Annotated in this window: 14 protein-coding genes; all 14 read left to right on the forward strand. The window is 72.0% G+C overall.

Going from position 1 to position 14,282, the window contains the following annotated elements:
• Positions 1-8: 8 nt before the first annotated feature.
• A complete protein-coding gene (locus G447_RS0106655) occupies positions 9-1,415 on the forward strand; it encodes a UDP-N-acetylmuramoyl-tripeptide--D-alanyl-D-alanine ligase (RefSeq protein WP_026430496.1) in 1,407 nt (468 codons plus the stop codon).
• Complete coding sequence (mraY, locus tag G447_RS0106660; protein WP_005869469.1) at positions 1,412-2,497, forward strand: phospho-N-acetylmuramoyl-pentapeptide-transferase; 1,086 nt, start codon at positions 1,412-1,414, stop codon at positions 2,495-2,497. The genes G447_RS0106655 and mraY overlap by 4 nt, the downstream gene beginning before the upstream one ends.
• Positions 2,494-3,948 carry a UDP-N-acetylmuramoyl-L-alanine--D-glutamate ligase gene (gene murD, locus G447_RS0106665; RefSeq protein WP_026430497.1) on the forward strand — a complete coding sequence of 485 codons (1,455 nt, stop codon included), beginning with the start codon at positions 2,494-2,496 and terminating at the stop codon, positions 3,946-3,948. The genes mraY and murD overlap by 4 nt, the downstream gene beginning before the upstream one ends.
• Positions 3,945-5,228: an FtsW/RodA/SpoVE family cell cycle protein gene (locus G447_RS0106670; protein ID WP_034476648.1), complete on the forward strand. Its 1,284-nt coding sequence runs from the start codon at positions 3,945-3,947 to the stop codon at positions 5,226-5,228. Before murD ends, G447_RS0106670 begins: the two co-directional genes overlap by 4 nt.
• Positions 5,229-5,255: 27 nt before the next feature.
• A complete protein-coding gene (locus G447_RS0106675; RefSeq protein WP_026430499.1) occupies positions 5,256-6,374 on the forward strand; it encodes a UDP-N-acetylglucosamine--N-acetylmuramyl-(pentapeptide) pyrophosphoryl-undecaprenol N-acetylglucosamine transferase in 1,119 nt (372 codons plus the stop codon).
• On the forward strand, positions 6,374-7,768 hold the full coding sequence (murC, locus tag G447_RS0106680; protein WP_026430500.1) for a UDP-N-acetylmuramate--L-alanine ligase: 1,395 nt from the start codon (positions 6,374-6,376) through the stop codon (positions 7,766-7,768). Before G447_RS0106675 ends, murC begins: the two co-directional genes overlap by 1 nt.
• Positions 7,769-8,025: 257 nt before the next feature.
• Complete coding sequence (locus G447_RS0106685) at positions 8,026-8,850, forward strand: cell division protein FtsQ/DivIB (protein WP_051226269.1); 825 nt, start codon at positions 8,026-8,028, stop codon at positions 8,848-8,850.
• 125 nt (positions 8,851-8,975) lie between these two features.
• Entirely contained in the window at positions 8,976-10,259 is a 1,284-nt protein-coding gene (ftsZ, locus tag G447_RS0106690) for a cell division protein FtsZ (protein WP_005870092.1), read from the forward strand.
• Complete coding sequence (locus G447_RS0106695; protein WP_026430502.1) at positions 10,259-11,026, forward strand: purine nucleoside phosphorylase YfiH/LACC1 family protein; 768 nt, start codon at positions 10,259-10,261, stop codon at positions 11,024-11,026. The genes ftsZ and G447_RS0106695 overlap by 1 nt, the downstream gene beginning before the upstream one ends.
• An 84-nt stretch (positions 11,027-11,110) precedes the next feature.
• A complete protein-coding gene (locus tag G447_RS0106700) occupies positions 11,111-11,569 on the forward strand; it encodes a cell division protein SepF (protein WP_005870094.1) in 459 nt (152 codons plus the stop codon).
• Between the two features lie 8 nt (positions 11,570-11,577).
• Positions 11,578-11,892, forward strand: coding sequence for a YggT family protein (locus G447_RS0106705; RefSeq protein WP_026430503.1), 315 nt, complete (start codon positions 11,578-11,580; stop codon positions 11,890-11,892).
• 182 nt (positions 11,893-12,074) lie between these two features.
• Positions 12,075-12,644: a DivIVA domain-containing protein gene (locus tag G447_RS0106710; protein ID WP_005870083.1), complete on the forward strand. Its 570-nt coding sequence runs from the start codon at positions 12,075-12,077 to the stop codon at positions 12,642-12,644.
• Between the two features lie 64 nt (positions 12,645-12,708).
• Positions 12,709-13,314, forward strand: a complete 606-nt coding sequence (lspA, locus tag G447_RS11205; RefSeq protein ID WP_026430504.1) for a signal peptidase II — start codon at positions 12,709-12,711, stop codon at positions 13,312-13,314.
• Positions 13,307-14,221 (forward strand): RluA family pseudouridine synthase, encoded by a 915-nt coding sequence (locus G447_RS0106720; protein WP_207382544.1) that lies wholly within the window; start codon positions 13,307-13,309, stop codon positions 14,219-14,221. The genes lspA and G447_RS0106720 overlap by 8 nt, the downstream gene beginning before the upstream one ends.
• Positions 14,222-14,282: the final 61 nt, after the last annotated feature.

Genomic DNA, 14,282 nt, shown 5'->3' on the forward strand with positions numbered 1-14,282 from the left:
GGAAACACATGCAGCGCAGCGCAACGTGGATCGCGGAAGCGACCCGGGGCGTCGTCCACGGGCCGGACGTCTCCGCCAACGGCCCCGTCGTCACCGATTCGCGCGAAGCGGCCCCCGGCGGGGTCTACGTGGCGCGCAGGGGCGAGAACGCCGACGGCCACGACTATGTGGCGTCCGCAGCCCGTGCCGGCGCCGTGTGCGCCCTGGTCGAGCGCGTCGTCGACCTGTCCGACTGCCCGCCGATCACCCAGGTAGTGGTCGGGGACGCCACCCAGGCCCTGGGGGACCTGGCGCGCGCCCACCTGGAGGCGCTTCGCGCGGCGGGCGCCATCGATGTCGTGGCCGTCACCGGGTCGGTCGGCAAGACCACCACGAAGGACCTGCTTCTGCAGGTGCTCTCCGCCGACGCCCCCACGGTCGCCCCGAGGCTCTCCTTCAACAACGAGGTCGGCCTGCCCCTGACCGTCCTATCCGCCGACGAGTCCACCCGCCACCTCGTGCTGGAGATGGGCGCGTCGGGTCCCGGGCACATCGCCTACCTCACCCGCATCGCGCCCCCCGACGTCGCCATCGAGCTCATCGTCGGCCACGCGCACATGGGCGGATTCGGTTCCGTCGCGGGGGTCGCCGAGGCGAAGGCCGAACTGATCGACGGGTCCCGCCAGGGCGCCACCGCCGTCCTCAACGCGGACGACCCGAACGTCACCGCCATGGCTCCGCGGGCCAAGGGCCCCGTCGTGCGGTTCTCGCCCAGCGGCGCCGACGCCGACGTGGTCGCCGAGGACGTGCGCGTGGACGCCGCCGGCCGTGCCTCCTTCACCCTGGCGGCCCCCGAGGGCAGGGAGCCCGTCTCCCTGTCCCTCGTGGGCGCCCACCACGTGGCCAACGCGCTGGCCGCCGCCACCGGCGCGCGCGCGCTAGGCCTGGGCCTGCCCCTCATCGCGCGTGCCCTCAGCGGGGCGCAGGCACTGAGCCCGCACCGCATGGACGTGCGCGACCTGCGGATCGGAGCGGTCCCCCTCACCCTCATCGACGACGCCTACAACGCGAACATCGACTCGATGCGCGCGGCCGTCGCCGCACTGGAATCCATCGGCAGGGGGAGGCGCACGATCGCCGTCCTCTCCGAAATGCTCGAGCTCGGCGAGGACAGCCCCGCCACCCACCGCGCCGTCGGCGCGATGCTCTCCGACGCGCGGGTCGGAACCCTCATCGGCCTGGGCCGCGACGCGCACTACTACAGCGAGGGCGCCGCGGCCGTGCCCGACCGCGTCCTCGTCGAGGATCCGGGCGCCGCGCTGGCGGCCGTCCTCGACCGGCTCACCGACGACTGCGTCGTCCTGGTGAAGGGCTCTTACAACTCGTATTCATGGAAGGTGGCCGACGGCCTCCTGGAGGAGGCGACTGCCCGATGATCGGTCTGATTGCGGCGTTCGTTATCGCGATGGCCATCTCGATCAGCGGAACGCCCCTGCTCATCCGCTACCTCATCACCCACCAGTACGGCCAGTTCATCCGCCAGGACGGCCCGACCCAGCACCTCACCAAGAGGGGCACGCCCACCATGGGCGGCCTGGTCATTATCATCGCGGCAGTGGTCGCCTGGCTGGTGGGCTCCTTGATCACCGGAGTGGGCCCATCGTGGTCCGGAGTGCTCCTGGTCTTCCTCTTCGTGGGCCTGGGCGCCATCGGCCTGCTCGACGACGGCATCAAGATCATGCGCCAACGCTCGCTCGGCCTGCACCCCAGTGGCAAGATAGCCGGCCAGGTGGGGGTCGCCTCCCTCTTCGCCATCGGCACCCTGGTCGGCCCCAACGCCTACGGGCAGGTGCCGGGCACCCTGTCGATCTCCGTGGCCCGCCCCACCGCCCTGACCCTGGGCTTCGCCGGCTTCGCCCTCGGAGTGGTCCTCTACCTGCTGTGGACCAATCTCATCGTCGCCGCGTGGTCGAACGCGACGAACCTGACGGACGGCCTCGACGGCCTGGCCACGGGGGCGTCGATTTTCGTCTTCGGCGCGTACACGTTCATCACCTACTTCCAGCGCATCCAGGACTGCACGGGCGGGACCGTGAACGTCACCAACTGCTACACGACCCGCGACCCCCTGGATCTGGCGATCTTCTGCGCGGCCCTCATCGGGGCGCTGGCCGGGTTCCTGTGGTGGAACGCCTCTCCCGCCCAGATCTTCATGGGCGACACTGGTGCCCTGGCTCTGGGGGGAGCGGTGGCCGGACTGTCGATCCTGACCCAGACCCAGGTCCTCGCCGTCGTCATCGGCGGGCTCTTCGTCCTGGTCGTGCTCTCCGACGTCATCCAGATCGGCGTGTTCAAGGCCACCGGCAAGCGGGTCTTCCGCATGGCGCCCCTGCACCACCACTTCGAGCTCAAGGGCTGGAAGGAGGTCACGATCGTGATCCGCTTCTGGCTGATAGCCGCGCTCTTCGCCGTGGCGGGGGCGGGCGCCTTCTACGCGGAGTGGGTGTCCGCCCGATGAACGCACTTCCGGCCCCCGCCTCGCCGATCGCGGTCGTCGGATGGGGGCGCAGCGGGCAGGGAGCCGCCGGGGCCCTCGCCTCGCGCGGATTCGACGTGCGCGCCTTCGACGCCAAGGGCGGCGGCCCCCTCCACTTCGACGAGGCCGCGGGGGTCCCCGTGTCCGTCGAGGCGGACGCCGGGGCACTGGCCGACCTGGTCGTGGACTCGGGGCCCGCCGCCGTCGTCGTGTCCCCGGGCGTCCCCCCGCGCTCGCCGGTGTTCGCCCGTGCCAGGGCGGCCGGGATCGAGGTGTGGGGCGAGGTGGAGCTCGCCTGGCGCCTCCAGGAGGCGGGCCCCCACGCCGGGCGGCCGTGGCTGTGCGTGACCGGGACCAACGGGAAGACCACGACGGTGGGGATGCTGGGGGAGATCCTGCGGGCGGGCGGGGCCGACGCCGTCGAAGTGGGCAACATCGGCACCCCGATCACACGCGCCATCGACTCCGCCGCCGGGGTCTTCGCCGTCGAACTGTCGAGCTTCCAACTGCACACGACCCGCTCGGTGTCCCCCCTGGCCTCGATCTGCCTGAACGTGGATGCCGACCACCTGGACTGGCACGGCAGCGCCGAGGCGTACGCGGCCGACAAGGCCCGCGTCTACGAGAACACGGTCCGAGCCTGCGTCTACCCCGCCTCGGACCGCCGCGTCGAGCGGATGGTCGAGGACGCGGACGTCGTCGAGGGGGCGCGCGCAATCGGCCTGGCTCTCGGAGCCCCCTCGGTCTCGCAGCTCGGCATCGTGGAGGGCCTGCTGGTGGATCGCGCCTTCGTCGAGGACCGAGCCCACCACGCGCTCGCCCTGGCGCACGTGTCGGATCTGTCTGCCGCCTACGGGCCCCACCCCTCGGCGGCGGCGCTGTCGGACGCGCTGGCCGCGGCCGCGCTGGCGCGCGCGTACGGGGTCGAGGCGGAGGCCGTCGAGGAGGGGCTGCGTTCCTTCCGCCCCGCCGGGCACCGCCGCGCAATCGTCGGCCACGCGGCGGACCTGACGTGGATCGACGACTCGAAGGCGACGAACGCGCACGCGGCCCACGCCTCGTTGGCGGGCCTGCCCCCGCGCTCCGCAGTGTGGATCGTGGGCGGAGACGCCAAGGGCCAGGACTTCCACGACCTCATCAGGGCCGTCGAGCCGGTGCTGCGCGGCGTCGTCGTGATCGGCCGGGACCGCTCCGCGCTGGCCGCGGCCCTGGACGAGTGCGCCCCCGGGGTGCCGCGCGTGGAGGTCGACGGGCACGAGGACTGGATGTCCTCCGTGGTCAACGAGGCCGTCGCCCTGTCCGTCCCGGGCAACACGGTGGTCCTGGCGCCCGCCTGTGCCTCGTGGGACCAGTTCGAGAACTACGCGCGCAGGGGCGAGGCGTTCGCGGACGCCGTCCGGCGCCTGGCCGCGCAGTGGGGCGGGCGCCCATGAGCGCGCGCGGCGCCCAGAGGGGGGCGGGAGCCAAACGCCGCTGGCGGCTCGGCGCTCCGGAGCTCCCACGCATCCGCTTCGGGTCGGGCCAGGTCCACGAGGACAATCCGGCGGTCACCTACTACCTCATTGTGCTCCCCACGCTGGTCCTCGTGTTCATCGGCATGGTGATGGGTTTTTCCGCGCAGACGGTCACGAACATCGCCCGGGGCAACAACCCCTACCTGGAGTACGTCAAGCCCGCGATCATCATCGTGGTGGCCGTGATCGTCGCCATGGCGGCCTCGCGGGTGCCCCGCAACTGGTGGTACATGGCTGCGATCCCCATGTTCGCCGTGTCGGTCGTGTTCCAGACGCTTGTACTCAGCCCGTTGGGCATGGCCCAGGGCGGCAACGCCAACTGGGTGCGCCTGCCCGGCGGTTTCACGGCGCAGCCCTCCGAACTGCTCAAACTCGCGCTCATCATCCTGCTCGCCCAACTGGTCGAACGCCATCAGGGGCGGCTCGGCGACCTCAGGACGATGGCGAAGTGCGCGGCTGTTCCGCTGCTGATCGCCCTGGGCGCCGTCATGCTCGGGCGCGACATGGGCACCGCCATGGTCGTGTTCGCCGCCGCAGTCGGCGCGCTCTTCATCGCCGGGCTGCCCAAGAAGTGGTTCGTCGTCCTCGTTGCCCTGGCGAGCGCGGCCGCCGTGGTGCTGGTCATGTCGAACCCCACGCGCATCCGCAGGATCCTGGCGGTTCTGCCCGGAACGTCGGGCGAGAGGGACCTGTCCGCGCCCGAGCAGATCGACCACTCCCTGTGGGCGCTGGGCTCGGGTGGGCTGACTGGCCTGGGGGTGGGCGCATCGCGTGAGAAGTGGAACTACCTGCAAGCCGCGCACACGGACTTCATTTTGGCGATCATCGGTGAGGAACTGGGGCTGGGGGGGACGCTGCTGGTCCTGGTGTGCGTCGGCGCCCTGGTGACGGGCATGATGCGCGTGTGCCGCAACGCCCAGGACCCCTTCGTCGCCGTGGCCGCCGGTGGCACCGCCACGTGGATCGGCGCCCAAACAGTCATCAACGTGCTCTCCGTCACGGGCATGGGGCCCGTCATCGGCGTCCCGCTGCCCCTGGTGTCCTACGGCGGGTCCTCGTTCCTGTTCACCGCGCTCGCCGTCGGCGTCGTCGCCTCCTTCGCGCGCGCTGGCGCCGGGATGTCCATGGTGGGGCGGCCCGATGAGGCCTCGGCCGGACGGGACCCCAGGGTGGCGCCGAAGAAGCGCTCCGCCCGATAGACTGGGGCCCGATCGTTAGGAGTTCACGTGGTCAAGGTTGTCATGGCCGGTGGCGGGACTGCGGGGCACGTCAACCCGCTGCTCGCCACGGCGGCGCAGTTGCGGGACCTGGGGTGCGAGGTGGCCGTTCTGGGCACCGCCCAGGGCCTGGAGGCGGATCTGGTGCCCGCAGCGGGCTTCCCCCTAGTCGAGATCCCGAGGGTCCCCCTGCCCCGCCGCCCCTCGCTGGAGTTCTTCTCGCTTCCGTCGCGGTGGCGCTCCGCCCGGCGCTTGTGCGAGGAGGTCCTGGAGGGGGCGGACGTACTGGTGGGGTTCGGCGGCTACGTGTCGACTCCGGCCTACACCGCGGCGCACAGGATGGACGTGCCAGTGGTCGTCCACGAGCAGAACGCCAGACCGGGTATAGCGAACAAGGTCGGGGCCCGCCGCGCCCGGGTGGTCGCCCTCACCTTCGACTCGTCGCCACTGAGGGCGAAGCGCGGGCGGACCGTCACCACGGGGCTGCCGCTGCGGGCAGCCATCGCGTCCCTGGCGCTGCGGCGCAGTGACGCGGACGGGGCCAAACGCTCCCGCGAGGAGGCGGCCTCGCGCCTCGGCATCGACCCGAGTGCCCACACGCTCCTGGTCACAGGGGGGTCACTGGGGGCGCTCCACATCAACGAGCAGATGACGGTGGCGGCCGGCGCGCTGCCCGACGGCGCCCAGGTGGTCCACCTCACGGGGCGGGGGAAGGACGCCCCAGTCCGCGAGGCGGTCTGCGCTGCGGGCGTGGGGGAGCGCTGGCTGGTCATCGACTACCTGTCCCAGATGGAGGACGCCCTGGCCGTCGCGGACCTGGTGGTGTGCCGCTCGGGCGCTGGAACCGTGGCGGAGATGGAGGCCCTGGGGCTGCCCTGCGTGTACGTGCCGCTGCCGATCGGCAACGGCGAGCAGAGGCTCAACGCCGCCGACCACGTGGCGGCGGGCGGCGCGCAGTTGTTCGCAGACAAGGACTTCACAGCCGATGTCGTGCGGAACACGGTCTTCCCGCTGCTCGGCTCTGCCCGGCTGCACGCTATGGCCAGCGCCTCACGCCAACTGGGACGCGCGGGCGCCGCGGCCGAGCTGGCGGGGATCGTCATCGACGTGGCGCGGGGTGGGCGCTGATGGGCGGCCTCGACATCGCGGGCCGCTACCACTTCATCGGGATCGGCGGCGCGGGCATGAGCGTCGTCGCCGAGCTCCTCGCCTCGCGCGGGGCCCGCGTGTCAGGATCGGACCGGGCGGACTCGCCTGTCCTCGAGCGCCTCAGGGGCCTGGGGATCACCGTCTTCGTGGGGCACGACGCCGCCCACGTGCCCGCTGACGCCGTCGTCGTGGTGTCGACGGCGATCCGCGAGTCGAACCCGGAGCTGGCAGCGGCCCGCAGGCGCGGCCAGAGGGTCGTCCACCGCTCCGAGGCGCTGGCCCTGGCCGCCACCGGTATGCGCTTCGTGGGGGTCGCCGGCGCCCACGGGAAGACCACCACCTCGGGAATGCTCGCCGTCGCCCTGCGCAGCGCCGGGACGGACCCGTCCGTCGCGGTCGGCGGCACGGTCCCGCAGTTCGGCTCCGGCGCCCACCTGGGCACGGGGGACGTGTTCGTCGCCGAGGCCGACGAGTCGGATGGCTCCTTCCTCAACTACTCCCCGTCGGTGGAGATCGTGACGAATGTGGAGCCCGACCACCTGGACCGCTACGGCAGCCGCGAGGCCTTCGAGGCGGTCTTCGCCGAGTTCGCCGCCCGCCTGGTCCCCGGCGGCACACTGGTCGCCTGCGCGGAGGACCCCGGCGCCGCTCGCCTGGCCTCCCACGCGCGCGGCCGGGGCATCACCACCATCACCTACGGGCGGCCGGGGCATTGCTCCGTGCTGCCCGACGCCGTCGTCGAGGACGTGGACTCCACCGCGTCGGGATCGACGGCGCGGGTGGTGTGGGACGGCCAGGAGGCCGTGCTCCGGCTGGCTGTCGCGGGCGAGCACAACGTGCTCAACGCCACGGCCGCCCTCTTGGCGGGGGCGGTGCTCGGAGTGGGCCTGCCCGAGATGGCCACCGGCCTCGCCTCCTTCACAGGGACGGCCCGGCGCTTCGAGGAGCGCGGCCGGGTGGGCTCGCGCCGGCTCTTCGACGACTACGCCCACCACCCGACCGAGGTGGCCGCCGCACTGCGCCAGGCGCGCGTCGTGGCGGGGGGAGGCGGCGTCACCGTCGTGTTCCAGCCGCATCTGTACTCGCGCACCCGCATTTTCGCGGGGCGCTTCGCCGAGGCGCTGGCCGCCGCCGACCATGTGGTCGTCACGGACGTCTACGCGGCGCGCGAGGACCCCGAGCCGGGCGTCGACTCGACGCTGATCACATCGGCCCTGCCCGGCTCCCTCCACGTGCCCGACATGCACGAGGCCGCCCGGACCGGGGCGGGCCTGGTGGACGATGGGGGCATCCTCATCACGATGGGAGCCGGGTCCATCACCTCGTGCGGGGCCGATGTCCTGGAGTGCTGGAGGCGGGGGGAGGCCCAGTGAGACCGCCCGCGCCCAGGCGCCCCGGCGGGGGGCCCCAAAGGGCCCCCGCCGGGGCGGGCCGCAGCCCCAACAGGCCGGAGGGCGCGCCCCCGCCCGGCGCCCGGCGCCCGGCGCCTGGGAACGGGACCGGGGAGGGCGGGCCGACGGGGGCCCCGCCCGGTGCGGCAGACACTGGCGCACGGGCTGACCGGGGCTCCGAGCGCAGCCCCCGCACCTCCCCGGCCGGGCGCCCCACCGGCAAGGGGGACTCCCGCGCGGTGTCGCGCCCGGGCGCCGACGGGGCCGGGCAACTGGCCGCGGGCCGCGGGCGCCCGCCGGGAGCAGGGGGTGCCGCCCAGGTACTGGGGCCCGCGGGGAGCGCCACTGACATCGACGAGCGGCGGCGCGAGCGGGCGCGCGCGAAACGGAGGCTGGCGCTCACCCGCACGGCCTCGGTGCTGGGCGCCCTCGTCGCCGTGTCGCTCGTGGTGTGGGGGATCTTCTTCTCCCCGCTCTTCGCTCTTTCGGTGTCCAGCGTGCGCGTGAGCGGCGTGGAGGGCACGTCCGTGGACGCAGCGCGTATCGCCTCGGCTGTCGCCGCTTTCGAGGGCACGCCGATCACGCGCCTGGACACGGGGCGCGTGCGCGAGGCCGTCATGGCGGACGTGGCCGTCAAGGACGCCGTCGTCTCGCGCAGGTGGCCGAGCGGGCTGATGATCGAGGTCACCGCGCGCCAGGGCGCCATGTACGAGGCCGTAGGGTCCTCCTACGCGCTGGTGGACTCAGAGGGCGTCGCCTTCGCCACGGTCGACGCCCGGCCAGCAGGGCTGCCCCTGGTTTCGCTGCCGGAGGAAGACCGCCAGCAGGCGGCAGCGGATGTCCTGGAGGCGTGGGACGCGCTGGACGGGAGCGTCCGCCAGGAGGTGGAGTCCCTGGCCTCGGACGGCGCCCAGGTGACGATCGCCCTGCGGGGCTCCAGGACCGTGAAGTGGGGCACCAGGGGGCAGGCCGTCCCCAAGGCCCAGGTGCTGGCGACCCTGCTGGCGCAGAGGTCCGCTTCGACTTACGATGTGTCGGTCCCGGCGCGGCCGGTGACCAGTTAACACGCGGATCGGCCGCGTGTTGTCTTGAAGACGGGGGGACGGGGCTCTACCGTCTTCCCGACATACAGCACGTACAACATCAACCTTCCACTAGAGGTTGAAGGTTTGATGCAAGGGAGACATCCATGGCTTCGCCGCAAAACCACCTGGCAGTGATCAAAGTCGTTGGCGTCGGCGGCGGTGGCGTCAACGCCGTCAACCGCATGATCGAGGTCGGGCTCAAGGGCGTGGAGTTCATCGCCGTCAACACCGACGCCCAGGCGCTGCTCATGTCCGACGCTGAGACGAAGCTCGACATCGGCAGGGAGCTCACCCACGGCCTCGGCGCGGGCGCGGACCCGTCGGTCGGGCGCAAGGCGGCCGAGGACCACGTCGAGGAGATCACGGCGGCCCTCGACGGCGCGGACATGGTTTTCGTCACGGCGGGCGAGGGCGGCGGAACGGGTACCGGCGCGGCCCCCGTGGTCGCCAAGATCGCCCGCCAGGGCGGGGCCCTCACAGTCGGCGTCGTCACGCGGCCCTTCTCCTTCGAGGGGAACCGCCGCGCGGCCCAGGCCGAGACCGGCGTGGAGACCCTGCGCGGCGAGGTCGACACCCTCATCGTCATCCCGAACGACAGGCTGTTGGAGATCTCGGAGCTCAACATCTCCGTGCTCGACGCGTTCAAGGCCGCCGACCAGGTGCTGTTGTCCGGCGTGCAGGGGATCACCGAGCTCATCACGACCCCCGGCCTCATCAACGTCGACTTCAACGATGTGAAGTCTGTCATGAAGGACGCGGGCAGTGCCCTCATGGGCATCGGCGCGGCCACCGGGGAGGACCGCGCCACCCGTGCGGTTGAGACCGCGATCTCCTCGCCCCTGCTGGAGGCCTCCATCGACGGCGCCCATGGCGTGCTCATGTTCTTCCAGGGCGGCTCCGACCTGGGGCTGCGCGAGATCTACGACTCCTCCCAGCTGGTCCGTGAGGCGGCGCACCCCGAGGCGAACATCATCTTCGGCAATGTCATCGACGACTCCCTCGGTGACGAGATCCGTGTCACTGTCATCGCTGCGGGGTTCGATGATGTCGCGGCGCCCCCCGTCTCGCACACCGCGACCATCCCGGCGGTCCCCGCGGTCCAGAAGGCCCCGGCGGTGTCCTCCGTGCGCCCCGCCCCCGCCTCCGACGGGGGCCGCGAGTCCGGCACGCTGGGCGACATCCCCGCCGTCAACCTGCGCCGCAACGCCCAGCACCGCGCGGAGACCCCGGCCGTGCGCCCCGCACCGGCGGCCAGGCCCGCCCCGGTCGAGGTTCCGGCCGTCGCCGAGTACGCCGAGGAGCCCTCCGAACCGGCGTCCTTCGAGGTCCCCCGGGTGTTCGAGGATCCGGCGGAGAAGGAGCTCGACATCCCGGACTTCCTGCGCTGATGCGCTCCCTGGCCCCCCTCGGCGGTGCCCGGGTCTTCCTCACCGAGGCGGACCCGGGCACCGGTCCGCTCGTCGGCAACGTCTCACTGGGCGTCGGCGACGACCCGGAGGCCGTCCACGCGCGCCGGCGCTACCTGTCCGCGCGCCTGGGCGCCCCGATCGTGTGGATGGACCAAACGCACTCCAGCGACATCGCCGTGGTCGGCCTGGGGGAGATGGGGCCGATCATGTGCGCCGGGGGTGCTTATGCGCCCCTGAACAGTTGCTGCGAGGGTGAGTACGGGCCCGTTCCGGCCGACGGGGCCGTCATCGACGCCCGGGGGTGGGAGGGTGCGCCAGCGCTGGCCGTCATGACCGCGGACTGCCTGCCCGTCGTCCTCTCCGCCGACGGGGGCCGTGTCCTCGCGGCGGTGCACGCGGGGCGCAGGGGGCTCCTGTCCGGCATCCTCATTGCGGCGGTCCGCGCTATGAGCGACTTGTGCGCCGATGCCCCCGCCGCCCTCATCGGTCCCGCCATCTGCGGGCAGTGCTACGAGGTCCCCGGATCCATGCGCGACGAGGCGGAAGCGACGGTGGCGGGCATAGGCTCGCGGACGCGGTGGGGCAGCGCCGGCCTCGACCTGCCGGGCGCGGCGCGCCGCCAGCTCGAGTCCATGGGGTGCGAGGTCGCGGTCGATCCCCGTTGCACCCTGGAGGACGCCTCGCTGTTCTCCTTCCGGCGCGACAGCGCCTGCGGGCGCCAGGCGCTGGTGGTCGCCGCCGTCTGAGTGTGGCGACATGCCGCCCGGGCTGCGCGGACTCGGGCCGACCTGGCATTAGTTTGTGCATATACGATTGGTGAAGGAGGAATAATGAGTGAATCGTTCGGCGCGCGAGCGCGCAAGTTCATGGGGTGGTACTCGCCCGATGCCGAGGACGACGAGTTCGATGAATACGACGACATGGAAGAGGTTGCTCCCGTGGCCGACATCACACCCGCGACCCGTCCTTCCCTGGCACCGGTCCGCCGTCCCGAACCCATTGCCTCCGAGGAGCTCTCGCGCATCCTTCCCGTGCACGCCACCGCGTTCTCCGACGCCCGCGTCATCGGCGAAGCCTTCCGCGAGGGCACACCCGTCATCCTCGACCTCACTGACGTGAGCTACGAGGAGGCCCGCCGCCTCGTCGACTTCGCCGCGGGCCTGACCTTCGGGCTGCGCGGGGTGCTCGAGAGCGTGACCGACCGCGTGTTCTTGCTGTCCCCGAAGAACGTCGAGATCCCGGGCGAGGCCATGGGCGCGCGCCGTGGCGCCCTGTACAACCAGGGCTGAGGCCGGCGGTGTCCGTAGCCGTCGCATGGGTCGCGTACTCCGTCTACGTCGTCGCGAACCTCTACCTCATAGTGCTCCTGGTCAGAGTGGGCCTGGACTGGGCGAGGTTCTTCGCCCGCTCGTGGCGCCCCTCGGGGGCGGCGCTGGTCCTGGCGAACGTGGTCTACGCGCTCACCGATCCGCCACTGCGCTTCCTGCGGCGTTTCATCCCGCCCCTGCGGTTGGGCTCGGGGATGAGTGTGGACATCGGGTTCGTCGTCCTATGGGTCGTGATCATCGTCATCCAGCGGTTCGCGGTCGCCTTCGCTGTCGTCGCGGTATGACGGGCGCTTCCCCAGCGGCGGCCCGACCGGAACACCGCGCCACGGGGTGATGGGTGTTGCTAGTGTGACGATTTCAGATATTATTCACGTGATGTGTAAGCGGGCGGCCCCCGTTCGGTCGTCCAGGAGCGCTGCAGTTAGAACCGCGGTGCCACCAACCCATACGACCGAAAGGCGATGAAATGGCCCTGCTCACCACTGAGGACGTCCTCAACAAGAAGTTCCAGTACGTCAAGTTCCGCGAGGGTTACGACCAGGTCGAGGTCGATGAGTTCCTCGACGAGGTCGTTTCCACGATCTACGCGCTCCAGATGGAGAACCAGGACCTCAAGGAGAAGCTCGAGGCCGCCGAACGGCGTGTCGCCGAGCTCAGCGACGGCGAGTTCAAGGCCCCCGCGCAGCCCGCCGCCCCCGCTGTGCCCGAGCCCGCCGCTGTCCTGGCCGGCGCCCCGGAGGACGCCGAGTCCGCCACCTCGATGCTCGCCCTGGCCCAGCGCGTGCACGACGAGTACGTGCGCGATGGCGAGGAGCAGTCCGCCAAGATCATCGCCGACGCCAACGCCAAGCGCGACGAGATCATCGCCGACGCCCAGAAGCAGCACGAGACCATTCTCACCCAGCTGGACCAGGAGAGGGAGCTGCTGGAGAACAAGATCAACGGCCTGCGGACCTTCGAGTCCGAGTACCGCTCCAACCTGCGCGGACACCTCGAGTCGCTGCTCGCCGAGGTCGGCTCGGACGGCGACAACTGACCCCGGCCCGCTTCCCGCTGGCGGTGGCGCACGCGCGGCGCCGCCAGCGGTTACACTGAGGCCCATGCTCTCACGCGCCCCCAACCGCAACGCGGTGTGCCTGGCGGTCCTGTTGCTCGCCGTCGCCACCGACCAGATCACGAAGTGGTGGGCGCAATCCGCCTTGGCCAACGGGCGCTCCATCGCCCTTGTCGGCAGGCTCCTGCGCCTCGAACTCGTGCACAACTCCGGCGCGGCGTTCTCCGTCGGATCAGGGCGGACATGGATGTTCACCATCCTCGCGGTCGTGATCCTGGGCGCGATGGCATGGCTCTACCGGCGCTCGTCCGATACCGCCACGCGCGCCTCCATCGCCCTGCTGGCCGGGGGCGCCATCGGCAACCTCATCGACCGCCTCTTCCAGCCCCCCTCCTTCGGACAGGGCCACGTCATCGACTTCATCGGCTACGGCGACTGGTTCGTCGGCAATGTGGCCGACATCTGGATCGTGGTGGCAGCGGCCGCCCTGGTCCTCTCCCTGGCGCGCGAGGGCGGCGGGGCCGCCGCCCGAGCGGAGAACGCCTCCGGCGGCGCCGAGGGAGGTGCGGCGGGGCCCACCGACGGGTCCGTGGAGCGCGGGGGCGCCCCGGAAGCGCCCGGCGCTACGGCGGCGGATGGCGCCGATGAGTGAGGGCCGGCTGCTTCCCGTGCCCGACGCCCTCGTCGGGGAGCGCGTGGACGCCGCCCTGTCGCGCATGCTCGGCATGAGCCGCTCGAAATGCGCGGACCTGGCCGCCCGGGGCGCGGTGACCCTCAACGGGCGGACCGCCGGCAAGTCCGACCGCCTCGGCGCCGCCGACATCATCGGGATCGATATGCCCGACCCGGCCGTCAAGGCGGTCCCCGTGACCGGGATGGACATCCTCTACGACGACGAGGACATCGTCGTCGTCGACAAGCCCGTCGGGGTCGCGGCGCACACGGGCCCCGGATGGGAGGGGCCGACGGTCCTGGGCAACCTCGCCGCCGCGGGCTACCGCATCACCACCCACGGCCCGCCCGAGCGCCAGGGCATCGTCCACCGCCTCGACGTGGGCACCTCCGGGGCGATGATGGTCGCCAAATCCGAACTCGCCTACTCCGTCATGAAGCGCGCCTTCAAAGAACGCACGGTTACCAAGGTCTACCACGCGGTGGTCGCAGGCCACTTGGACCCCGCCTCGGGCACCATCGACGCGCCCATCGGCCGCCACCCCTCGCGGGAGTGGCGCATGGCGGTCATCGACGGCGGGAAGCGCGCCATCACCCATTACGACACCCTCGAGATGATGGCGGGAGCGTGCCTGGCCGAGATCCACCTGGAGACCGGGCGCACCCACCAGATCCGCGTCCACATGGCGGCCGTGGGGCACCCCTGCGTGGGCGACGCCTTCTACGGCGCGGACCCGGGCCAGGCCGAGCGGCTGGGCCTGGTCCGCCAGTGGCTCCACGCCGTCGAGCTCTCCTTCGCCCACCCGCGCACGGGCGCGCCGACGACTGTGCGCAGCCCCTACCCGTCCGACCTCGCCGCCGCCCTCGAGCTCCTGCGCTATCCGTGAGAGCCCGATGAGCGCCCCGGGCCGGCCGGAGCGGCCATCCGGCGCGCGCGACCGGCCGCCC

It is taken from the genome of Schaalia georgiae DSM 6843 (assembly GCF_000429245.1).
Classification (GTDB): domain Bacteria; phylum Actinomycetota; class Actinomycetes; order Actinomycetales; family Actinomycetaceae; genus Pauljensenia; species Pauljensenia georgiae.

Bases quoted from the DNA above. Each gene is read 5' to 3' on its own strand.
- G447_RS0106655 (WP_026430496.1), top strand. From the start codon at position 9: ATGCAGCGCAGCGCAACGTGGATCGCGGAAGCGACCCGGGGCGTCGTC.
- mraY (WP_005869469.1), top strand. From the start codon at position 1,412: ATGATCGGTCTGATTGCGGCGTTCGTTATCGCGATGGCCATCTCGATC.
- murD (WP_026430497.1), top strand. From the start codon at position 2,494: ATGAACGCACTTCCGGCCCCCGCCTCGCCGATCGCGGTCGTCGGATGG.
- G447_RS0106670 (WP_034476648.1), top strand. From the start codon at position 3,945: ATGAGCGCGCGCGGCGCCCAGAGGGGGGCGGGAGCCAAACGCCGCTGG.
- murC (WP_026430500.1), top strand. From the start codon at position 6,374: ATGGGCGGCCTCGACATCGCGGGCCGCTACCACTTCATCGGGATCGGC.
- ftsZ (WP_005870092.1), top strand. From the start codon at position 8,976: ATGGCTTCGCCGCAAAACCACCTGGCAGTGATCAAAGTCGTTGGCGTC.
- G447_RS0106695 (WP_026430502.1), top strand. From the start codon at position 10,259: ATGCGCTCCCTGGCCCCCCTCGGCGGTGCCCGGGTCTTCCTCACCGAG.
- G447_RS0106700 (WP_005870094.1), top strand. From the start codon at position 11,111: ATGAGTGAATCGTTCGGCGCGCGAGCGCGCAAGTTCATGGGGTGGTAC.
- G447_RS0106710 (WP_005870083.1), top strand. From the start codon at position 12,075: ATGGCCCTGCTCACCACTGAGGACGTCCTCAACAAGAAGTTCCAGTAC.
- lspA (WP_026430504.1), top strand. From the start codon at position 12,709: ATGCTCTCACGCGCCCCCAACCGCAACGCGGTGTGCCTGGCGGTCCTG.
- G447_RS0106720 (WP_207382544.1), top strand. From the start codon at position 13,307: ATGAGTGAGGGCCGGCTGCTTCCCGTGCCCGACGCCCTCGTCGGGGAG.